The organism is Nocardiopsis trehalosi NBRC 14201, assembly GCF_001552555.1.
Taxonomy (GTDB): Bacteria; Actinomycetota; Actinomycetes; order Streptosporangiales; family Streptosporangiaceae; genus Nocardiopsis_B; species Nocardiopsis_B trehalosi.
Genome location: NZ_BCRK01000071.1, coordinates 1 through 21,581, shown reverse-complemented (window position 1 = coordinate 21,581; position 21,581 = coordinate 1). Strand labels below are relative to the sequence as shown.

Genomic DNA, 21,581 nt, shown 5'->3' with positions numbered 1-21,581 from the left:
TCACCGTACCCACTGCGTCGGCGGATCACGGGGGGCCGCACGCGATTTCCGGGTTTCCTCAGGGGCGGCCCGGAGCCGGAGCGGGGGTCGGCGCCCGGCGGTTCAGGAGCAGCCGCAGTCGGCGAGCACCTGGGCGAGGCCGTCGAGCGCGCCGCCGCTGGCGGCCGGGTTGTTGGCCATGAACGCGAACACCAGCAGCCGGCCGTCGGCGTCGTAGACGGTGCCGGCGAGCGTGCTCACCCCGTTGAGGGTGCCGGTCTTGGCGCGCACCAGGCCGGCCGCCCCGGCGGCCGAGCTGCCCGCGGAGTACCGATCGGTGAGCGTGCCGGTGAAGTGCGCGGTGGGCAGCCCGCTGAGCGTGAAGTACAGGTCCGGGCGGTCGGGGTCGGCGGCCAGCAGCAGCACCTCGACCAGGGACGCCGCGGTGATGCGGTTGTTCACCGACAGGCCGCTGCCGTCGTCCACGCGCACCTCGACGCCGAGTTCGGCGAGGACGGACTCGACGGCCTCGGAGCCGCCCTCGAACGACGGCTCCAGGCCCCGGGCGATGGCGGCCTGGCGGGCCATGGCCTCGGCGATGTTGTTGTCGCTCTCGATCATCATCATCTCGACCAGGGCGGAGAACGGCGCGGAGGCGACGGTCGCCACGGGTTCGGCACCGTCGGGCGCGTCGGCGGGCTCGGGGTCGCCGGTGACGTCGACGCCGGCCGCCCGCAGCTGCTCGGCGAACGCGTCGGCCGCCACCTGGGGCGGGTCCTCCACGCGCTGGCTGTAGTTCTGCTCGGGGTACACCCGGCCGCCGTCGAGCATGAGGGCGTGGACCGGGGCGACGCTGCCCTCGTCGACGTAGCCCTGCTTCCACCCGGGGGCCATGTCGGAGCCGGGGTAGAGGGTGTCGTCGTAGCCGACGGAGACGGACGTGACGCCCTGCTCGGCGAGCGCGGTGGCGGTGTCCTCGGCCAGCTCCTCCAGGGTGGCCACGCGCGGGTAGCGGTCGGGGTCGACCTCGGCGGTGAGCGTGGGGTCGCCGCCGCCGACCAGGACCACGCGGTCGCCGTCGAGCACGGCGTCGGTGTGGACGCGCTCGTCGGGGCCGGCGGCGTGCAGCGCGGCGACGGCGGTGACGATCTTCGTGGTGGACGCGGGGACGAGGACCTCGTCGGCGTCGCGGTCGAACAGGGGGTCGCCGGTGATGCCGTCGGCCACGTAAGCGGAGAGCCCCTCGCTGATGCCGGACTCCGCCATGGGATCATCGAGCTTGTCCGCGAGCCGCTCCGGGTCGACCCGGGCGGCATCCTGCGGCGCCCCGGCGGGCGCGTCCTCGGCGAGGGCGACAGGATAGGCCATGGCGGCCGGCGGGCGGGACCCGGTCACGTCCAGCGCGACCACACCCGCCACCAGCACGAATATGTTGAGGACGGCCAAGGCGAGGAGAGCTCGGGCCCGTACCTGGCGCACCCCGGCACCTGCCTTCCTGAGCCGCGCGACAACCTGGAATCGACGTTGCGACACTAGTCGCATAAGGGAAGCCGAGAACAGCATGGAATTCGACGTCACAATCGAGATCCCCAAGGGCGAGCGTAACAAGTATGAGATGGATCACGAGTCGGGGCGAATCCGTCTGGACCGGATGCTGTTCACCTCGACGAGCTACCCCGCCGACTACGGGTTCATCGAGGGCACGCTCGGCGACGACGGCGACCCGCTCGACGCGCTCGTGCTGCTCAAGCACCCCACGTTCCCCGGCTGCCTGATCCGCTGCCGGGCCATCGGCATGTTCCGCATGCGCGACGAGGCGGGGGGCGACGACAAGCTGCTGTGCGTGCCCGCCACCGACCCGCGCATGGAGCACCTCCGTGACATTCACCACGTGAACGAGTTCGAGCGGCTGGAGATCGAGCACTTCTTCACCGTCTACAAGGACCTGGAGCCCGGCAAGTCGGTCGAAGGCGCCACCTGGGTGGGCCGCCACGACGCCGAGCAGGAGGTCGTGGCCTCGGTCAAGCGGGCCGAGGAGGCCGGCGTGCACGGCGACACCTCGCACATCAAGGTGGACGAGTAGACCGCCGGACGACGCGACACCCGGCCGCTCCCGCTGCCCGGTGCGGGCCCGCGGGGGCCGGCACCGGGCAGCGGCGTTCCGGCGGGCCGGGCGCGCGGCCCCTCCCCCGCCGGGGCCGGAGCCCGGTCACCGGTCCTCGGAGTGGTCGCCGCCGGGCGGCCACGGCGGCGCGGCGTCCGACGTGGCGTGCAGGTACGCCGACCACGCCAGGACCAGCAGCAACACCATGCACGCGACCACCGCCACCCCCGGGATGATGCGCACCACCGGCGGGTCCCCTGCGGCGCGCGGCGGCCGTGCGACGGGGAACCCGCTGCGGTCGAACCCGTGGACGCGCGCGGCGACGCGCTCGCGGTAGCCCGACGCGTCGGACTCGGCGACCGCGCTCAGGACCCGCACCTTCAGCGCGTCCGCCCCCTCGGGGGCGCCGCCGGGGCGGTACGGGGGGCCGTCGTCGGCGGCGCGGCGCGGAGCGGGGAGCCCGCCGGCCGGGCGGACCGACCTGCGGGCGCACTCCGCGGCGGCGAGGGCGAGCAGCCACTCGCGCAGCCGGGCGGGGTCGTGCAGCCGGAAGATGTGCGCGCGCGCCGCGATGAGCGTGTCGCGCAGCGCGGCCCGCGCCAGGTCGGGGTCGCCGAGCGCCGCCCGGCACGCGCGGTAGAGCTCGGCGCCGTGGGCGTCGTAGAGCCGCGCGCAGGCGTCGGTCGGGTGGATGCGGGACGACCGCAGGAGATGGACGAGGTCCGGGTCCGTCATGTTCCCCGAATTTACGGTTTTCAGGGTCATCCCGCGCGATCTCGCCGAATCGGCCGCGATTCACGCGGAGGGCGCGCGGTTCCGGAGCCCTTCGGCGTGTCGCGGCCGCCGGGTGCGGACCGGCCGGCCCCACCGCGCCGCCCCCGCGTCATCCCCCGTCGACCGTGCGGGAAACCAGGCGGGCCGGCAAGGCGCACGTCAGCCGAGGTGCGGGCGGGCGGCCGCGACCACGGCGGCGGTGTCGGCGGCGTCGAACGCCATGGGGCGGCCGAGGATGTAGCGGGCGGCGGCGCGCGGCCGCGCGATCACCGCCGGCCCCGAGCGCATCACGGGAGCGGGCAGCCGCCCGGCCACCACCACGACGGGCACCACCGCCGGACCGCCGCCGCCAGGGGCGAGCGCCTCCTCCAGCCGGGCCGCCGCGGCCGCCAGGCGGCCGGCCACGCGGTCGGCCGGGGCGCCGCCGATCCGCCAGCCTCCGGGGGTCCCGGTGATGGCGGGCGGCCGGGCGGGGGCCTCGACCAGGTAGGCGCCCGCCGGCCCCACCACGAGGCGGCGGGCCGTGCCGGCGCGCAGGACGCGGTAGCCGTGCCGTTCGAGGGCGCGCAGGGAGCGCTCGGTGGCGGGGTCGCGCGCGGGCAGGCGCGGGGTGACCGTGGCGAGCAGCACGTAGGTGAGCGCGGTCAGCGCCGCCACGAGGACGCCCGCCCGCCAGTCGGCGAACCCGGCGGCCATGGTGCCGGCGGCCAGCGCGATGACGGCGCGCACGCCCAGCCGGGTCCAGCGGGCGCCCTGGGCAGCGGTGGGGGTCCCGGGTACTCCGGAGCGGATCGGTCCGCCGTCGCCCACCACTCACCTCCGGCACGGCCCGCTGGGCGGGCGCGGTTCGTCCGGCGCGGCGGGGCCCGCCGGCGCGCGCGTCCCGCCGGATACGATCGCGGCGGCGCGGGCGCGGTGCGCCGCGCACGGGTGGTCGGCGCGCCGCCGCGGCGGCCGCTGGTCCGGCCGGACCGTCGGCCTGTCGGGGGTCCCGGCGTCGGAGCCTCTTATGCCATCACCCCGCGGCGCGGCATCGCAATGACTTTCCCGGAATTTGGTCCGGACGGATACCCGTGTTTCGGGCGATCGGCCGAGGTGGTCCCGTCGGCGCCGCGCCCGGAGCCGCGCGGCCGCGCCGACGTGACGCGGACGACACGCCATGGCACCGCCCCGGCTTGACACCCCGGCCCTGGGCTTGGTGTGCTTGGCGGTATGCACCCGCGCACCCGTGTTCGACCCGGCATGGCTCGCAGCGCCCTCGTGGCCGCTCGCCGTGGGGTCGGTGCGCCGTGTCCGTGTCCGTGTCGCGCCCACCGCTGACCGCACCCTCCGCCCGCGCGCCGATCGCGCGCGGCGCCGCGGCGGGGGCACCGACCGCCTCCCGCTAATCCCGTCCGCGCGGGCCGCCCCGGCCCGGCGCCCGGACGTGCCGACCACCCGCAGCCCGGCCCCGGTGTCCGCGTACCCGGCGGCCGCTCCCGTGAAGGACCACCCCAGGTGACCTACGACGTTTCCGCCCTCGCCTCCGCCACGATCGGCGACCGCACCGCTACGCACCGCACCGCACCGGGCCCGGCCGCGCCGCCCCGGACCGCCCCCGTGGCTCCCGTGACCCCGGTGTCGCCGGACGGCATCGGCGACATCGTGCTGGCCGGGCAGCCCTCGGGCTACGCCCATCTGGCCGGCCGCGCCGCCCCCACGGTGGGCCGGCTGGCCGCCGCCGCCCGCGCCGCGGCGGCCGCCATGCTCCGCCCCGGTCTGTGGCCGCGCCGCGCCGGGCACTGGCAGGCCGCCCCGCGCGCCGCCCGCCGGGGGGCCTCCGGCCGCATGCGGGTGACCGCCGTGGTGCTGGAGCCCAACGGGTTCACCTCGGTGCCGGCCGGCCCCCGGCCGACGGTGCTGCGCCTGGCCCAGGGGCGCGCGCACATGGTGGCGGTGGCCCCCGACGGCGAGATGCTGGCGGTCCAGGACCTCGCGCACGGGCGCACCCGGGTCCTGGGGTCCGGCGGCGGGCACCGGCTGATCAACACCGGCACCGAGCCCGCCGTGGTGGTACGGGTGACGGCCTAGGGAGCGGGCGCGAGCGGGGGCCGGCGGGGTCACCCCCCCGCTCCGGCGGCGCCGGGGGGCCGCGCGGCGTCGCGCAGGGCGTCGTCGACGGCCGCGACGCCCCGCAGCAGGGCGGCCGTGCGCCGGCCCTCCTCCAGGTAGGCGTTCATGACCTGGTCGACGGCGTGCGGCGGCAGGTGGTCGCGCAGGTCGACGCGCGCGGTGCGGTAGCCCTCGCGCGCGCCCTCCAGCGCGGCCGCGACGTGGCGGCGGGCCAGCCGCGAGAGGGCGACCGGATGGCGGCGCAGCACCCCGTGCAGCCGGTAGTCGGCGGGCACGTGGTCGAAGAGCCAGACCACGGCGGTCTGCTCGAAGGACTCCGACCCGGGCGGGTGCACGCTCGCCGGCCAGTCCGGGGACAACTGCTGGTCGGACATGCCTTCAGCATACCCGGTGGATCGCACACACGTTCGATCACGGGGGCGGTGTGCGCGGTCGTCGCGGCCGCGTCCGCGCAGGTCACCCGGTGCGCGCGGCGGACGGTCGGCGCACGGCGCCCGACGCGCGGCGGCGCGGCGACCGCCGTGCGGTGCCGCGCCCCCACTCCGCCGACCGGGTGTCAGCCGCGCGGTTCCTCCTGGGGTTCCGGGGCCGCCCCGGCCGCGCCGGAGTCCTTCTCGCCCGCCCGCCGCTCGACCTCCACCCGGATCGCGTACTCGGCGGCGTCGACGGCCGCTCTGGCGGTGATGGCGCTGGTGTGCGCCCGGTCCAGCTCGTCCAGCGCGATGCAGTCGAACGCCACCCGGGCGTCGTGGATGGCGAGTTCGAGCTGGCGCGACGCCTCGTCGAGGCTCATTCGTCTCCACCTTCTCCTTGGCCGGTGCGGCTCGGGGGCCACGCCGTCGGGGCTGTCGGGGCCGCGGTCCGCGCCGGGGCGGACGCGCGTGACTGCTGTCTACCCCTGTGCCCCCCGCTCATGTCCCCCGCCGCGTCCGACTTGCCCCCGGCGGCCCCCGTACCCGGCCGGAACGCCTGCGGGACGGGCGGATTCGCCCGTGGACCGTCCCACCCCGCCGTTAGCATTGCCCTGACCCAGAGAGGCAGGGAAAGCCCATGCGGAACCGCTATCCGGGAACCTGTACCGATTGTGGCGCCGCGGTCGCCGCCGAGGCGGGGGTCGTCCTCAAGGGCGACGGCCGGTGGCGCACCTACTGCGCCGAACACGAGCCGCGGCCCGCACCGCCGCCACGCGGCGACCACGCCGGCTGGCACACCGGCGACCTCGCCGGCTACGACTGCGAGACCTCGTCCAACGACCCCCGCGAGGCGTTCCTGGTGTCGGCGGCCCTCGTCGACACCGACGGCTCCGCCCGCACCTGGCTGGTCCACCCCGGCGACCGCGAGATCCCCGAGGGCGCGGTCGCCGTCCACGGCATCACCACCGAGCGCGCCCGCGCCGAGGGGGTACGCCCCGAGGAGGCCCTGGAGGAGATCGCCGACGCCCTGGCCGGCCACCTGCTGGCGGGCCGCGGCCTGGTGATCTTCAACGCCCCCTTCGACCTGTGCGTCCTCGCCGAGGAGCTGCGGCGGTACGGCATGAAGACCCTGGAGGACCGCCTGTCGGGCGCCCCCGCGACGATCGTCGACCCCCTCGTCATCGACCGCGGCGCCGACCCCTACCGCCGCGGCAAGCGGAACCTCGGCGCCATGTGCGAGTTCTACGGGGTGCGGCTCACCGACGCCCACACCGCCCACGGCGACGCGGCGGCCTGCCTGGAGCTCGCCCGCGAGATCGGTGCGCGCCGCCCCGAACTCGCCGCCCTCGACCTCGCCGACCTGCACGAGCGCCAGGCGGCGTGGGCGCGCGAGTTCGCGCGCAGCCGCCAGGAGTGGCTCGACCGGCGGCGGCCCGGGCACGGCACCGTGGTCGACGGAGATTGGCCCTGTCCAGCACTGGTCTAAGGACGAACGTCACGAATCACGCGTTCACCCACTACCCTGGGCAGCCGTGTCCCGGCCGATCCGGGACACGGCCGCGGGCATCGCCGGACACCCCGCCGGTTGCGACCGGCACCATGACCAGGAGCGGGTGTCCGTCCGGGTCCAGCTCCCGGGCGAGGCGCGTGGCAGAGTGCGACCTGGTCGGCGCACTATGTACCAAGAGGAACGACCACGCGCTCCGGACCCGCCCGGTGCGCGGCGAACCACGCGTCCAGCACGTCTTCTGGGGGGTAAGTACCGCCTGTTCCACGGCACCCGTGCTGGACACCGCCGCGCGCGAGCGACGGCTCACCGCGCCCACAGCGGTGGGTCCGGCGCGCACTGCGAGAGGAGGCGGCGCCCTGGGCGCCGATCATCGTGGCGGCAGACAACAACACCTCGACCCATCCTCCCGGTGCCGAACCGGGGGCATCCGGGGCCGAGCCCGAGGGCTCGACCACAGGCGACCTCTACACCACCGAGGACCTGCTGTGGGAGCCCCCGCACCACTCGGCCGCCGATAAGGCGAAGCCGCGCACCGACTGGGTGGTGTTCGCCATCGCGGCCGCTCTTGCGGCGGCCTTCCTCATCTGGGGCGTCTCGTCGGCCAGCGGCCTCGGCGACATCGCCTCGGCGGCGCTGAACGGCCTCATCCACTTCGGCGGCTGGGCGTTCGTGCTCGCCGCGTCCGCGTTCGTCGTCATCGCCCTCTGGCTGGCCTTCAGCCGCTACGGCAACATCCGCCTCGGCCGCGACGACGAGGCACCCGAGTACCGGACGATCTCCTGGATCTCCATGCTGTTCGCCACCGGCATGGGGATCGGCCTGATGTTCTTCGGCGTCTCCGAGCCGATGTCGCACCTGCTCACCCCGCCCCCCGGGACCGACGGCGGCAGCGACGCCCAGACCGCGGCCACCGCCATGGCCACCACCATGTTCCACTGGTCGCTGCACCCCTGGGCGATGTACGCGGTGGTGGGCCTGGCGATCGCCTACGGCACCTACCGCCGGGGGCGCCGCCAGCTCATCAGCTCCGCGTTCATCCCGCTCATCGGCCGCAAGGCCGCCGACGGCCCGGTCGGCCGCGTGATCGACGTGCTGGCGATCTTCGCCACCCTGTTCGGGTCGGCGTGCTCGCTCGGCCTGGGCGCGCTGCAGATCGCGGGCGGGTTCCAGCAGATCGGCCTCATCGGCGGCCTGAGCATCGGGCTGCTGACCGGCATCATCGTCGCGCTGATGATCTGCTTCGTCGCGTCCGCGGTTTCGGGCATCGACAAGGGCATCCAGTGGCTGTCCAACGCCAACATGCTGATGGCGGCGCTGCTGCTGGTGTTCCTGCTCGCCGTCGGCCCCACGGTGTACATCCTCAACATGGTCCCCACCACCCTCGGGACCTACCTGCAGGACTTCTTCACCATGGCGGCCCGCACCGAGGCCAGCGGGCCCGAGGCACGCGACTTCCTGTCCGGGTGGACCGTCTTCTACTGGGCGTGGTGGATCTCCTGGACGCCCTTCGTGGGCATGTTCATCGGCAAGATCAGCCGCGGCCGCACCATCCGCCAGTTCGTGGCCGGCGTCATCCTGGTGCCCTCCGCGGTCAGCCTGGTGTGGTTCGCCATCATGGGCGGCACCGCGATCGACCTCACCCTGAACGGGTCGACCTTCTTCGACCCCGACAACCAGGAGGCCAGCCTCTACGGGATGCTGGCGGAGTTCCCCTTCGCCACCGTCGTGAGCGTGGTCGTCGCCGTGCTGGTCGCGGTCTTCTTCATCACCGGCGCCGACTCCGCGTCGATCGTCATGGGCACCCTGTCGCAGCGCGGCGCCAACAAGCCGCAGACCTGGATCACCGTGTTCTGGGGCGTGCTGATGGCCGCCGTCGCCGCGATCATGCTCACCGTGGGCATCGTCACGGCGGGGCCCGACGGTGACGAGGGCGGCGCGCTGACCGGGTTGCAGAACCTCACCATCCTGGTGGCGGCGCCCTGGACGATCGTCATGCTGATGCTCTGCGTGGCCCTGATCAAGGACCTCCAGCGCGACCCGCTGATCGTGCGCGGCCACAAGGCGCGCGAGATCGTCACGGCCGCGGTCGTCAGCGGCGCGCAGGAGTACGACGGCGACTTCCAGCTGGAGATCTCCGCCGTCGAGGACGGCGACACCGCGACCGCGGGGGCGACCGACATCGACGCCGGGGGCTCCACCGAGGGGATCGACGGCGCACGGCCGTCCACCCCCCGGCCGCCGACCGACAAGTAGCCGGCCGACCGGTAGCCGGCCGGCCACCAGCCGACCGCCGACCAGCCGGCCGACCGGGCCCTCCGCCCGGCCCATGGGGCCCGTCCGCCACCCGCGGACGGGCCCCGTCGGCGTTGTGCGGGCCCCGCCGCCGCATGCCCGGCGGGGCCGGGGGTAGTGGCCGCGGCGTCCGCGCGCACCGACCCGAGGAGGAACGGCATGCTGAAGCTCGTCATGGTGCTGCTGGTGATCTGGCTCGTCCTGGCGGTGGTCGGGGTCGTCGTCAAGGGGCTGCTCTGGCTGGCCGCCATCGCCGCCCTGCTGTTCGTCGCCACCGCCGTGTGGGGGTGGTTCCAGCGGCAGCGGGCCTGACGCTCAGGAGCGCAGCCCGATGGTGGCGCTGGCCCGCCGCTGCGCGGTGGGCAGCCACGGCAGCGGCACCAGGTCGGTGAGGAACCCGTAGTCGCGGGCGAGCGTGCGGGCGGCCTCGTCGTGGCCCGCGTGCACGCTCCCCCACCACGCCGCGATGTCGGCCCAGCCCGGAGCCGAGAGCGACCCCCCGGTGTGCTGCACCGACAGCGAGGCCGACAGGTTGGCGAACCGCAGCCGCTGCTCCAGCGGCCACCCGGCCAGCGTGCCGACGATGAACGCCGCGCCGAACACGTCGCCCGCGCCCGTGGTGTCGACCGCGTCCACCACCAGCCCCTCGACCTCGGCGCTCTCGCCCGTGGTCTGGTCGACCGCCAGCGCCCCCCGGGGCCCGTCGGTGACCACCGCGACCGGCACGTGCTCCGACAGCGCCGACAGCGCCGACGCCGGGCTGCCGGTGCGGGTGTAGCTCATCGCCTCGATCGCGTTGGGCATGAACGCGTGGCAGCAGGCGAGCTGCGCCAGCACGGCGTCGCTCCACTCCTGGCTGCCGTCCCACCCGACGTCGGCGAAGATCCGCGCCCCGTCGCACGCCTGCTGCCGCGCCCACTCCGGGATATCGGTGTCGGCGCTCAGGCTGACGAACGCCGCCCGCGCCCGCGGCAGGGCGCGCGCCATCTCCTCCGGCGGGATGGGCGACGGGTGCTCGTGGGTGACCATGCTGCGGTCGCCCCGGTAGGCCAGCGACACCGTGAACGGGGAGTGCCAGTCGGCGACCCGCCGCGACGCCGACAGGTCGACCATCTCCTGCGCCGACAGCGTCTCCCAGGCGAACTCCCCGTACACGTCCTCGCCGAACGCCGCCGCGACCGCCGTGCGCAGCCCCAGGCGGGACGCCGCGACGGCGAGGTTGGCCACCCCGCCCGGGCACGACCCCATGCCCTCGGCGCCGACCTCGGTGCCCGAGGCCGGGGGCGACGCCAGCCCGGTGAGGACGATGTCGAAGAACACCGTCCCGCTGAGCGCCAGGTCGATGGCGGGGCCGTCGGACCGCCGCTCCCCCGCCAGGACGTCGCGCGGCTCCCCCACCAGCGGCGTCGTCTCCAGGTCGCCGCGCCCCTCGCGGCCCGTTCCCATGTGCGTCCCGCCCGTGCGCGTCGTGGTCCCCATGTGCGATCCCTGCCCCGAGTCTCGAAGGTATGCAGTGCAGGCTACGCACGCCGTCAACCCCGGCGGCCCCGCGCGCCCGCTCCGCCCGGCCCCGCGGTGCACGGGGCCGACCCTGCGCACACTACGGTGGACCCCGCGCAGGCACCGGCGGAAAGGGGACGCGGAGTTGCGGTTGACGATTCTGGGCGGGGGCGGGTTCCGGGTGCCGCTGGTGCACCGGGCGCTCCTGGCCGACACGGTGGGCGGCGACGCGGTCGTGCGCGAGGTCGTCCTGCACGACACCGACCCGGGGCGGCTCGCGGCCATCGGCGCGGTCCTGGACCGGCAGCGCGACGCGCACCGCGCCCGGCACGGCGAACCCCCGCTGGCGGTGCGCGCCGAGACCGACCTCGCGGCGGCGCTCGACGGTGCCGGCATGGTGTTCTCCGCCATCCGCGTGGGCGGCATGGCCGGGCGGGTGCGCGACGAGCGGGTGGCGCTGGCGGCGGGCGTCCTCGGCCAGGAGACCGTCGGCGCGGGCGGCATCAGCTACGGGCTGCGCACCGTCCCGGTGGCGCTGCGCGTGGCCGAGGCGGTCGCCGAGCGGGCGCCCGAGGCGTGGGTGGTCAACTTCACCAACCCGGCGGGGATGGTGACCGAGGCGATGTCGGCCGTGCTCGGCGACCGGGTCATCGGCATCTGCGACTCGCCCACCGGGCTGGGCCGCCGGGCCGCGCGCGCCCTCGGCCTCGATCCCGCCGCCGTGCGCGTCGACTACGCCGGGCTGAACCACCTGGGCTGGGTGCGGGGCCTGTGGGCGGACGGCCGCGACCGGCTGCCCGAGCTGCTGGCCGACACCGCGGCGGTGGAGTCCTTCGAGGAGGGCCGGCTGTTCGGCGCCGACTGGCTGCGCGCCATCGGCGCCCTGCCCAACGAGTACCTGCACTACTACTACGCGGCCCGCGAGGCCCGCGAGCAGGCCGCGGCCGCCGCCGCGGCGGACGGCACGCGCGGCGAGCAGGTGGTCGGCCAGCAGGCGGAGTTCTACCGCGACGCCGCCCGCGCCCCCGAGGCGGCGTTCGACCTGTGGGACCGCACGCGGCTGGCCCGCGAACGCAGCTACATGGCCGACAACCGGGCGGCGGCCGGCGGGTTCGAACGGGCCGGCGAGGACCTCGACGGCGGCGGGTACGAGGAGATCGCGCTCGCGGTGATGCGGGCGGTCGCCCGCGACACCCCGGCGCGGCTCATCGTGGACGTCCGCAACCGCGGCGCACTGCCCGGTCTGGACGCCGACGCCGTCGTCGAGGTCGCGTGCCTGGTCGACGGGTCGGGGGCGCGCCCGCTGGCGACCGGGCCGCTGGACGGCCACCAGACCGCGCTGGCGCAGGCGGTCAAGGCGGTCGAGCGCGACGTCATCGCGGCGGTCCGCACGGGGTCGCGCACGCACGCGCTGCGCGCGTTCGCCGGGCACCCGCTGGTCGACTCGGTGGGCACCGCGCGGGCCCTGCTCGACGGCTACCTCGCGGCGTTCCCGGAGCTGGCCGACGTGCTGCCCCGGCCATAGCACCGCACCCGCTGCGCGGCCCCGGTCCGTACGCTCCGGGGCCGCGCCGCCGGTCGCGGCCCGTCCGGCGGCCGGCCCGCCGGACAGGTCGCCGGCCCCCTCGTCGGCTCCCCAACGCAGAACGCCACCCCCTGCGGGGGTGGCGTTCTGGCCGGAGCCGCCTGTCGGAATCGAACCGACGACCTATTCATTACGAGTGAATCGCTCTGCCGACTGAGCTAAGGCGGCGCGGCCCCGCGCGGGCGCGAGGCGGTGCCCAGTCTAGCGTGTCCCCCGACCGTCCGGGACGCCCGGCGGCGCCCCGGCGGGCACCGGTCACGGGGCGCAGACGGTGCCGTCCTCGGGGGCCTCGCCGGACAGCAGGTAGGTGTCGACCGCCGCGTCGACGCACGGGTTCCCGGTCCGGTACGCGGTGTGGCCGTCGCCCTCGCGGGTGAGCAGCACGCCCGACTCCAGCTGGCCGGCCAGCGCCTCCGACCACGCGTAGGGGGTGGCCGGGTCGCGGGTGGTGCCCACGACCAGGATCGGCGCCGCCCCCCGGGCGTCCACCGGCTCCGGTTCGGCGACCGCCTCCTCCGGCCAGAAGGCGCACGGCAGCGCCCCCCAGGCGAGGGTCGGCCCGAACAGCGGGGACTCCTCGGCGGCCGTCTCGGCCGCCTCCTCGTAGGCGTCGACGTCGCGCGGCGAGGGGTGGTCGGAGCAGTTGACCGCGATGAGCGCGGCCGTGGAGTTGACGTAGGCGGCGCCGGAGTCGCGGTCGTAGAGGCCGTCGCCGAGGCGCAGCAGCGCGGTGCCGTCGCCGTCGAACGCGTCGGCCAGCGCCGACCGCACCTGCGGCCAGTAGCCCTCGCTGTACAGGGCGGCCAGGACGCCGATCTCCACGCGCGCCCGGTTGACCTCGCGGCCGTCGCCGAGCCCGTTCGCCAGCGGTTCGCGCGCCGCGTCGGCCATCAGGTCCGCCAGCCGCCCCACCGCGTCGTCCACGGTGTCACCCGGCCCGCCGAGCGGGCAGTCGGCGCGTGTCAGGCAGTCCTCGGCGAACGCGCGCAGCGCCACCTCGAACCCGGCCGCCTGCTGGACGCTCATCTCCAACTGGTTCATGGTGGGGTCGAGCGCGCCGTCGAGCACCAGGGCCCGCACCCGGTCGGGGAACTGGTCGGCGTACTGGGCGCCGATGTAGGTGCCGTAGGACTTGCCGAGGTAGGTGAGCCGGTCGTCGCCGAGGACCGCGCGCAGCACGTCGAGGTCCCGGGCGACGTCGGCGGTGCCCAGGTGCCCGGCCAGGCCCGACGGGTCCGCCCAGCAGGCGTCGACGAACCCCCGGTTGGCCTCCTCGACCTGGCGCACCCCCTCGTCGGTGAGTTCGGCGGCGTCGGCGTCGCCGTCCTCGCTGGCGAACTCCGCCCCGAGGTAGGCGTCCAGCCCCGCCCGGTCCAGGCAGGTGATCGGGGCGCTGCGGCCCACCCCGCGCGGGTCGAACCCGACGACGTCGTACGCGGCGCGGACGTCCTCACTGACGACGTTGGCCGCCGCGCCGGCGTAGTCGTAGCCCGACCCGCCCGGCCCGCCGGGGTTGACCACCAGCGAGCCCTCGGGGGAGCCGCCGTCGGCGGGCAGCCGCTTGACCGCGATCTCCAGGCGCGCGCCTCCCGGGTCGGCGTAGTCGACCGGCACCTCGTAGGTGCCGCACTCGAACCCGGCGTCGCACGGCTCCCAGGCGATCTCCTGGCCGTGGAAGTCCGCCAGCGGATCGGGGCGGGCGGACCCGCCGCCGTCGCCGCCGCCTCCCGGGGCGCAGCCGACCGCCGCCATCAGCACCGCCGCGGCGGCGCCCGCCCATGCCCTGTACCCCACGCTGCCCGCCCTGGTCCCGCACCGCCCGGTGCCGCCGTCGTGTCCGGGGACACCCTAGACGCAGCGGCGGCCGGCGCGCCCGCCCGCGGTCTAACCGAGGAGCAGGGCGGAGGTCATGGCCTCCATCGCGATCTGCGGGTGCACGTTCGCGGCGATCCGCGCCCGGCACTCCATGATGGCGTCGATGCGCCGCAGGGTCGCCCGGGGGGTGGAGGCGCGCGCCACCCGGTCCAGGTCGGCCCGGTGCGCGGCCGTGGACAGCTCCACGCCGGCGCCCAGCTGGATCGCCAGGACGTCGCGGTAGAACGCCACCAGATCGAGCAGGGCGACGTCGTAGGTGTCGCGCTTGATCCGGGTGGCCCGGCGCTTCTGCCGCTCCTCCAGGTCCTTCAGCGCCCCCGCCGCGCCGCGCACCGCCTTCGCCACGCCCTTGCCGGTGGACCCCTCGCCGAACGCGGCCTTGAGGTCGGACCGCTCCTGCTCGTCGAGCGCGCCCGTGGTGGCCTTGGACTCGGCCTCGGCCAGCTCGTACAGCCGGGCGGCGGCCGCAACGCAGGCCCCGATGCCGTCGAGGCGGGCCGGGATGGACAGCACCTCCGAGCGGCGTTCGCGGGCCTCGGGGTCGGTGGCGAGCCGGCGGGCGCGCTCGACCTGGCCGGCCGCCGCGCGGGCGGCCTCGGCCGCGGCGTCCGGGTCGACGCCGTCGCGCCGCACCAGGGCGTCGACCACCGCCGCGGTGGGCGGGGTGCGCAGGGTGACCAGGCGGCAGCGGGAGCGGATGGTGACCAGCAGGTCCTCGGCGGTGGGCGTGCACAGCAGCCACACGGTGCGCGGTGAGGGCTCCTCGACCGCCTTGAGCAGGGCGTTGGACGCGGCCTCGGTGGCGCGGTCGGCGTCCTCGAACAGCACGATGCGGTATCGGCCGCCCGTGGGCCGCGACGCGGCGCGCAGCACGAGGTCGCGGGTGCGGTCGACGCCGAAGCTGAGCCCGCTGGGCCGAACGTAGAGCACGTCGGCGTGGGTCCCGGCGAGCACCTGGTGGCAGGCGTCGCAGTGGCCGCAGCCGCCGTCGGCGCACTGGAGGGCGGCGGCGAACGCGCGGGCGGCCTCGGCCCGGCCCGACCCGGGCGGGCCGGTGAACAGCCAGGCGTGGGTCATGCCCCCGCTGCTGCCGCCCGCCAGGCCGTCGGCGGCCGCGCGCGCGGCGGCGCGCAGGGGCTCGATCACCGTGTCCTGGCCGACCAGGTCGTCGAAGACGCTCATCGCCCCCAGCATAGGAGGCCCCGCCGACGCGGCGCCCCGCCTCCGCCGAACGCGGACGCCCCGGCACGCGCGGTGCGTGCCGGGGCGTCCGCCGCGGTGGCTACTCCTTGATGATCGGCATCATCCCGGTGATGGCCTCGGCGTCCTGGGGGACGGGGTCGGGCAGCAGCGGGCGGACGCGGCGCTGGATCTCGCGGAGGATCCGCTCCTGCGGCTCGCGGGCGTCCAGCACCAGGTAGCGCTCCGGCGCGCGCTCGGCCAGCTCCCGGAAGCCCTTGCGGACCCGGCCGTGGAACTCGACCGACTCGGCCTCGATGCGGTCCGTGCCGCCGCCGAGGCGGGCGAGGCCGTCCTCGGGCGGCAGGTCGAGCAGCACGGTGAGGTCGGGCGTGAGCCCGTCGGTCGCCCAGGCGTTGACCCGCTCGATCTCGGCGACCGGCAGCTCGCGGCCCGCGCCCTGGTAGGCCAGGGTGGAGTCGACGTAGCGGTCGGTGACGACGATCGCGCCGCGGCGCAGCGCGGGCAGGATGACCGAGCCGACGTGGTCGGCGCGGTCGGCCGCGTAGAGCAGGGTCTCGGCCCGGCTGGACATGCCCGTGTTCTCCTTGTCCAGCAGCAGGGCGCGCAGCCGCATGCCGAGCTTGGTGGCGCCGGGTTCGCGGGTCGTGACGACCTCGAACCCCTCCTCGCGCAGCCACACCGCGAGCTGGCCCGCCTGGGTCGACTTGCCGGCGCCCTCGCCGCCCTCCAGGGCGATGAAGGTGCCGGGCAGCCGCTCCTCGGCCGCCTCGGCGGCCACGGGCACGCCGCGCAGCGCCGCCACCAGCTCGGTGAACAGCGGGACGTCGGGGTGGTCGCTCATCTGCCGGTAGGCGACGAACGCCACCAGGATGGCCAGCAGGGCGGCGAGCACGAGGACCATGCCGGTGCCCAGGACGTCGTAGGTCAGGCCGCGCAGCCGCAGCCGGTGGTCGCCGATGAGCGCGGCCACCAGCGGGGCGACGGAGACCGACACGAGCAGCACCACGCGGCCGGCGGCGTGCAGGAACGCGAAGGTGCGGCCGCGCATGTCGTCCTCGACCTCCTGGCCGAGGAGCGTCAGGCCGATGACCCAGGCGATGCCGGCGCCCAGGCCGACGACCGCGGTCAGCACGGCGGCCAGGACCATGTTCGGGATCAGGCCCGCGAACAGCAGGGCGACACCGGACACGCCGATGCTCAGCCCGAACAGGCGGCGCCGGCTGAAGTCGCGCAGCACGCGCGGACCGGCGAGCATGCCCAGCGCCATGCCGGCGAACACCGCGCAGAACAGCACGCCGAACCCGGCGTTGCCGGCGCCGAGGCGCTCGACGAAGACGCGGGCCACGCCCACGACCGCGCCGCCCGCCGCGAAGGCGCCGAGCATGCCCAGCAGCACGCCGCGCACCAGCGGGGTGGTGCCCGCGAACCGCCAGCCCTCCCAGATGGTGCGCAGGACGTTCTCGGGCCGCGCCCGCTCGGGGGCGGGCCGGGCCGCGGCCGGCGCGGCGGGCGCTGCGGGCGCGCCCTGGGCGGGCGCCCCGGGTGCGGCCTGAGGCGGCGCGCCCTGCGCAGGCGTGCTCGGGGCGGCCCCCGGCTCGGGCACCACCGGGACCTCCAGGGTGGCCGCGTCGGGGTCGCCGGCGGCCGGGATCGGCGCCGTGCGGGCGTTCGGGTCCGGGATGGGCGCCGTACGCGCGTTGGGGTCCGGGATGGGGGCGGTGCGGGCGTTGGGGTCGGGGATGGGCGCCGTGGGGGCGTGCGGGTCGCCCAGCGGGCCGGCGGGCGCCTCGGGGGTGCGGCGGGCCGCCGTCCGCTTGGGGATCGGCAGGGTCCACACCACGGCCGCCGCGACGAGGAAGGTCACGCCGTTGACGTAGAGGGCGATGTCGGCGGCCGGCGACCCCATGCCCGGGAACAGGCCCGACAGCAGCGAGCTGACCGAGGCCAGCGCCGCGAACAGGGCCGCCGCCACCGGGGCCGTGCCGTAGGTGGTGAGCAGGCTCAGCTGGTTGGCCTGCTCCAGCTTGGCCTTGGGGACCAGGTTGGGGACGGTGGCGTCCTTGGCCGGCGCCCAGAACAGGGCGACGATCTCGGCGAGGAGGTTGGCGACGAGCAGCCACCACAGCTCACCGACGATGGGGATCGAGATGTAGAGGGCGGCGCGCAGCACGTCGGCCACGACCATGGTCAGGCGGCGGTCCACGCGGTCGGCCAGCAGCCCAGCGAAGGGGCTGAGCAGGATGGGGGGGGCGAGCTTGAGCGCCACCACGCCGCTGACGGCGAAGTACTGGGCGGCGGCGCCCTCGCCTCGGGTGAGGATCGTGGCCAGCGACATGAGGGCGAGCAGGCTCAGCCAGTCGCCGAGGCTGGAGAGCGACAGCGAGATCCACAGGCGGCGGAACGGCTTGTTCGCAAGGACACTGCGCGCCTCGCCCGGCGCTCCTAGGGGTGCAGATCTGCTCATGGCAAAAGGGTATCGACGCTTCCGGTCTAGAAACGGGCGTGCGGACGGGGGTCCCGCGCCGGGGCGGCCGCTGGGGCCGCGTGCCGCGGGAGTCGGGCCGGTGCGGTGCGTGCCGATGAGGCGCCCGCCCCGAGGACGCGGGGCGGCGCGGCGCGCGGACGCGGCGTTCGCGGCACTGTACTGCCGGTGGGCGAACGGCGCCACCCCGGCCGGTCACGGCCCACTTGTCCACAGGCGGTGGATCGGGGTGGCGCCGCACCCACCCGGTCCGGTGCACTGGAGGTATGCCTCCCGCACAGCCCACCGCAGCACCCCGGTCCCCCCGGCCCCGCGCACCGCGCCCGGGTCCGCCCCGCGGCGGGGGCGGACCGCCCGCCGGGGGCCGCCGCCGGCCCGTTCCACGCCGAGGGCCCGGCCGCCGCGCGCTCACGGGCGCGCGGCGGGTCCGGGCCCCGGGATCACGACTTCGGCGTGCCGTCCTTGGCGCCGCCGCGGCCCGACTTCGCGCCGGTGCCGGCCTTGGCCGTGCGCGCCGCGGGCTTCTTCGCGGCGGGCTTCTTGGCGGCGGGCTTCGCCGGCTTCTTGGCGGGCGCCTTGGCCCGCCGCTCGGCCAGCAGCTCCGAGGCCCGCTCGTCGGTGATCGACTCCACGGCGTCACCCTTGCGCAGCGACGCGTTGGTCTCCCCGTCGGTCACGTACGGCCCGAACCTGCCGTCCTTCACCACCATCGGGCGGCCGGTCTCGGCGTCCTTGCCCAGCTCGCGCAGCGGGGCGGCGGCCGACGCGCGCCGACCGCGCTGCTTGGGCTTGGCGAAGATCTCGCGCGCCTCGTCGATCGTGACCGTGAACATCTGCTCCTCGGTCTCCAGCGACCGGCTGTCGGTGCCCTTCTTCAGGTACGGCCCGAACCTGCCGTTCTGCGCGGTGACCTCCTCGCCGTCGATCTCGCCCACCACGCGCGGCAGCGACAGCAGCCGGAGCGCGTCGTCCAGGGTCACCGTGTCGAGCGACATCGACTTCAGCAGCGACGCCGTGCGGGGCTTCGCGGCCGCCTTCGCCTTCTTGGGCTTGGCGTCCGCGGCGGCCTCGGGCTCCTCCAGCACCTCGGTGACGTACGGCCCGAACCTGCCGTTGCGGGCCACCACCGGGCGGCCGGTCGCCGGGTCGGTGCCCAGCTCGCGGTCGCCGCTGGGCTGGGCGAACAGCTCCTCGGCCTTCTCGGGGGTCAGCTCGTCGGGCGCCAGGTCCTCGGGCACGTTCACCCGCTGGCCCTCGCGCTCCATGTACGGCCCGTACCGGCCCACCCGGATCATGATGTCGGTGCCCGGCAGCGGGAACGAGCTGACCTCCTTGGGGTCGATCTCCCCCAGGTGGTCGTCCACCAGCTCCTTCAGCCCGGCCTCCTGGTCCGCGCCGAAGTAGAACCGGCGCAGCCACGGCACGCTCTCGCACTCGCCCCGGGCGATGTCGTCGAGCCGGTCCTCCATGCGCGCCGTGAAGTCGTAGTCGACCAGGTTCGTGAAGTGCCGCTCCAGCAGCTGCACCACCGCGAACGCCAGGAAGGACGGCACCAGGGCCGAACCCTTCTTGAACACGTAGCCGCGGTCGAGGATCGTCCCGATGATCGAGGCGTAGGTCGAGGGCCGGCCGATCTCGCGGTCCTCCAGCTCCTTCACCAGCGACGCCTCGGTGTAGCGCGCCGGCGGCCGGGTGCTGTGGCCCTCGGCCTCCAGCCCCTCGGCCTTGAGCGGGTCGCCCTCGGCCACGGGCGGCAGCCGCCGCTCGCGGTCGTCCAGCTCGGCGTTGGGGTCGTCGTGCCCCTCCACGTACGCCTTGAGGAACCCGTGGAACGTGATGATCTTGCCGGTGGCGGTGAACTCCACCACCTCGCCGGCGCTGGACGTCCCGGCCACCCGCACGGTGACCGACTCGCCCACCGCGTCCTTCATCTGCGAGGCCACGGTGCGCATCCAGATCAGCTCGTAGAGCCGGAACTCGGCGCCGCTGAGCCCGGTCTCGGCCGGGGTCCGGAACGCGTCGCCCGCCGGGCGGATCGCCTCGTGCGCCTCCTGGGCGTTCTTCACCTTGCTCGCGTACACCCGGGGCTTGGGCGGCACGTAATCGGCGCCGTACAACCGGGCGGCCTGGTCGCGGGCGGCGGCCACCGCGCTCTCCGACAGCGTGGTGCTGTCGGTCCGCATGTAGGTGATGAACCCGTTCTCGTAGAGCCGCTGGGCCACCTGCATGGTCTGCTTGGCCGACAGGTTGAGCTTGCGCGACGCCTCCTGCTGGAGGGTCGTGGTCCGGAACGGGGCGTACGGCGACCGCTTGTAGGGCTTGCGCTCCACCGAGCGCACCGCGTACGCGCTGCCCTCCAGCCGCGCGGCCAGCGCCCGCGCCGCCTCCTCGTCCAGGTGCACCACGCCCGACGCCGTGCGCAGGGTGCCCTGCGCGGTGAAGTCACGGCCCACCGCCACCTTGGCGCCGTCGATCGTCACCAGGTGCGCCAGGAAGGACGACGGGTCCTCGGGCGTCCCGGCGCCGGCGGCGTCGAACACCGCCTTGAGCCCCCAGTACTCCGCCGAGGTGAACGCGATCCGCTCGCGCTCGCGCTCGACCACCAGGCGCGTGGCCACCGACTGCACCCGGCCCGCCGACAGCTTCGGCATGACCTTCTTCCACAGCACCGGCGAGACCTCGTAGCCGTACAGGCGGTCGAGGACCCGGCGGGTCTCCTGGGCGTTGACCAGGCGCAGGTTGAGGTCGCGGGTGTTCTCGGCCGCCCGCCGGATCGCGTCCTTGGTGATCTCGTTGAACACCATGCGCTTCACCGGGATCGTCGGCTTCAGCTCCTCGCGCAGGTGCCACGCGATGGCCTCGCCCTCGCGGTCCTCATCCGTCGCCAGGTAGAGCTCATCGGCGTCGGCCATCAGCTCCTTGAGCTTCTTCACGTGCGAGCGCTTGTCCGCGTTGATCACGTACAGCGGCTCGAACTCGTGGTCGACGTTGACACCCAGGCGCGCCCACGGCTCGCTCTTGTAGCGCGCCGGGATCTCGGCGGCCTTGGTGGGCAGGTCGCGGATGTGTCCGATGCTGGACTCCACGACGTATCCCCGGCCCAGGTAGCCGGCGATGGTCTTGGCCTTGGCGGGCGACTCCACGATGACCAGGCGGTTCCCGCCGCCCTGCGGTCCCGTGTCCTTCGAGCCGTTCTCGCCGCCGCTGCCCTTCTTGGGTGGCACGCTGTTCCCCTACATCTAGCCTTGCGCTGTCGGTGCGGCCGGTCGACCTGGCCGCGAGCCTTCGATTCCCCCGCAACTGACGGTAACCGACGACTCCAAGGTTCGCTTCCCGGGCGGCGTCGGAGCAGACGCCGGGAAACGGAGATGTTCCCCGGAAGCGGCATCCCGGTAACCCACGTGTACGAACGCTATGGCACGAACCCCGCCGGCAGTCGCAGAATAAGCGCAATGCTTGAGTACGAATACCGGGAGCTGCGCCTCCCGAGAGGCACGACGCGCGGCAACGCGCGCAGGGAACTGACCGAGCACGCCGAGTACGGGAGATGGGAGCTTGCCAGGGTGCGGCTCTATCCCGATGGCAGCCGTCGCATCACGCTGCGTCGAAAGATCATCCGCCAGCTACGCTTCATGTGATTTCCATCACGATCGAGGGGGGGGAGGTGGTGCGGAGCCCGCCGCGTTCCGCGCCGACCGTCCGCGCCTATGACAAGGCGGCGGGCCCCCTCGATGATTCCGAGGGGGCCCGCC

General features: G+C 75.3%; 17 protein-coding genes and 1 tRNA gene. 7 read left to right on the top strand and 11 right to left on the bottom strand.

Annotation, left to right across the window (positions count from 1 at the left end):
* Positions 1-102 precede the first annotated feature (102 nt).
* The gene (gene dacB / locus NT8_RS14455) at positions 103-1,458 is read right to left on the bottom strand and encodes a D-alanyl-D-alanine carboxypeptidase/D-alanyl-D-alanine endopeptidase (RefSeq protein ID WP_067969192.1); all 1,356 of its coding nucleotides are present in this window, start codon (positions 1,456-1,458) and stop codon (positions 103-105) included.
* Positions 1,459-1,540: 82 nt separating this feature from the next.
* Here dacB and NT8_RS14450 point away from each other — a divergent pair, with 82 nt between their 5' ends.
* Positions 1,541-2,062: an inorganic diphosphatase gene (locus NT8_RS14450; protein ID WP_067969188.1), complete on the top strand. Its 522-nt coding sequence runs from the start codon at positions 1,541-1,543 to the stop codon at positions 2,060-2,062.
* A 126-nt stretch (positions 2,063-2,188) separates the two neighbouring features.
* On the opposite strand, the gene NT8_RS14445 is transcribed toward NT8_RS14450, so the two are convergent.
* Together NT8_RS14445 and NT8_RS14440 are read right to left on the bottom strand one after the other, a co-directional pair.
* Entirely contained in the window at positions 2,189-2,818 is a 630-nt protein-coding gene (locus NT8_RS14445) for an RNA polymerase sigma factor (protein ID WP_067969185.1), read from the bottom strand.
* A gap of 198 nt (positions 2,819-3,016) precedes the next feature.
* On the bottom strand, positions 3,017-3,667 hold the full coding sequence (locus NT8_RS14440; protein WP_245646182.1) for a hypothetical protein: 651 nt from the start codon (positions 3,665-3,667) through the stop codon (positions 3,017-3,019).
* 687 nt (positions 3,668-4,354) lie between these two features.
* Between NT8_RS14440 and NT8_RS14435 the strand changes: the two genes are divergently transcribed.
* Entirely contained in the window at positions 4,355-4,927 is a 573-nt protein-coding gene (locus NT8_RS14435) for a hypothetical protein (RefSeq protein ID WP_369406303.1), read from the top strand.
* Between the two features lie 29 nt (positions 4,928-4,956).
* Here the strand turns inward: NT8_RS14435 and NT8_RS14430 are convergent, their stop codons facing one another.
* A complete protein-coding gene (locus NT8_RS14430; protein WP_067969182.1) occupies positions 4,957-5,343 on the bottom strand; it encodes a hypothetical protein in 387 nt (128 codons plus the stop codon).
* A 182-nt stretch (positions 5,344-5,525) separates the two neighbouring features.
* A complete protein-coding gene (locus tag NT8_RS14425; protein ID WP_067969179.1) occupies positions 5,526-5,762 on the bottom strand; it encodes a hypothetical protein in 237 nt (78 codons plus the stop codon).
* 257 nt (positions 5,763-6,019) lie between these two features.
* On the opposite strand from NT8_RS14425, the gene NT8_RS14420 reads away from it, so the two are divergent.
* From NT8_RS14420 to NT8_RS29910, 3 genes are all read left to right on the top strand, one after another.
* Positions 6,020-6,868 carry an exonuclease domain-containing protein gene (locus NT8_RS14420; RefSeq protein ID WP_067969176.1) on the top strand — a complete coding sequence of 283 codons (849 nt, stop codon included), beginning with the start codon at positions 6,020-6,022 and terminating at the stop codon, positions 6,866-6,868.
* A 396-nt stretch (positions 6,869-7,264) separates the two neighbouring features.
* Entirely contained in the window at positions 7,265-9,145 is a 1,881-nt protein-coding gene (locus tag NT8_RS14415) for a BCCT family transporter (RefSeq protein WP_084468940.1), read from the top strand.
* Positions 9,146-9,343: 198 nt separating this feature from the next.
* Positions 9,344-9,496, top strand: coding sequence for a hypothetical protein (locus tag NT8_RS29910; RefSeq protein WP_169805218.1), 153 nt, complete (start codon positions 9,344-9,346; stop codon positions 9,494-9,496).
* A gap of 3 nt (positions 9,497-9,499) precedes the next feature.
* Here the strand turns inward: NT8_RS29910 and NT8_RS14410 are convergent, their stop codons facing one another.
* Positions 9,500-10,630, bottom strand: a complete 1,131-nt coding sequence (locus NT8_RS14410; protein WP_067969173.1) for a carbohydrate kinase family protein — start codon at positions 10,628-10,630, stop codon at positions 9,500-9,502.
* Between the two features lie 199 nt (positions 10,631-10,829).
* Between NT8_RS14410 and NT8_RS14405 the strand changes: the two genes are divergently transcribed.
* Positions 10,830-12,209 (top strand): 6-phospho-beta-glucosidase, encoded by a 1,380-nt coding sequence (locus tag NT8_RS14405; RefSeq protein WP_067969170.1) that lies wholly within the window; start codon positions 10,830-10,832, stop codon positions 12,207-12,209.
* 155 nt (positions 12,210-12,364) lie between these two features.
* On the opposite strand, the gene NT8_RS14400 is transcribed toward NT8_RS14405, so the two are convergent.
* From NT8_RS14400 to topA, 5 genes are all read right to left on the bottom strand, one after another.
* Positions 12,365-12,437 (bottom strand) — tRNA-Thr (locus NT8_RS14400).
* A gap of 87 nt (positions 12,438-12,524) precedes the next feature.
* Complete coding sequence (locus NT8_RS14395; RefSeq protein WP_084468939.1) at positions 12,525-14,021, bottom strand: alpha/beta hydrolase; 1,497 nt, start codon at positions 14,019-14,021, stop codon at positions 12,525-12,527.
* 132 nt (positions 14,022-14,153) lie between these two features.
* Positions 14,154-15,326 (bottom strand): DNA polymerase III subunit delta', encoded by a 1,173-nt coding sequence (locus NT8_RS14390; protein WP_067969204.1) that lies wholly within the window; start codon positions 15,324-15,326, stop codon positions 14,154-14,156.
* 100 nt (positions 15,327-15,426) lie between these two features.
* Positions 15,427-17,811, bottom strand: coding sequence for a dTMP kinase (gene tmk, locus NT8_RS14385; RefSeq protein ID WP_067969162.1), 2,385 nt, complete (start codon positions 17,809-17,811; stop codon positions 15,427-15,429).
* Positions 17,812-18,269: 458 nt separating this feature from the next.
* A complete protein-coding gene (gene topA, locus NT8_RS14380) occupies positions 18,270-21,053 on the bottom strand; it encodes a type I DNA topoisomerase (RefSeq protein ID WP_067969159.1) in 2,784 nt (927 codons plus the stop codon).
* A 228-nt stretch (positions 21,054-21,281) separates the two neighbouring features.
* Between topA and NT8_RS14375 the strand changes: the two genes are divergently transcribed.
* Complete coding sequence (locus tag NT8_RS14375) at positions 21,282-21,467, top strand: DUF5703 family protein (protein ID WP_067969156.1); 186 nt, start codon at positions 21,282-21,284, stop codon at positions 21,465-21,467.
* Positions 21,468-21,581 lie beyond the last annotated feature (114 nt).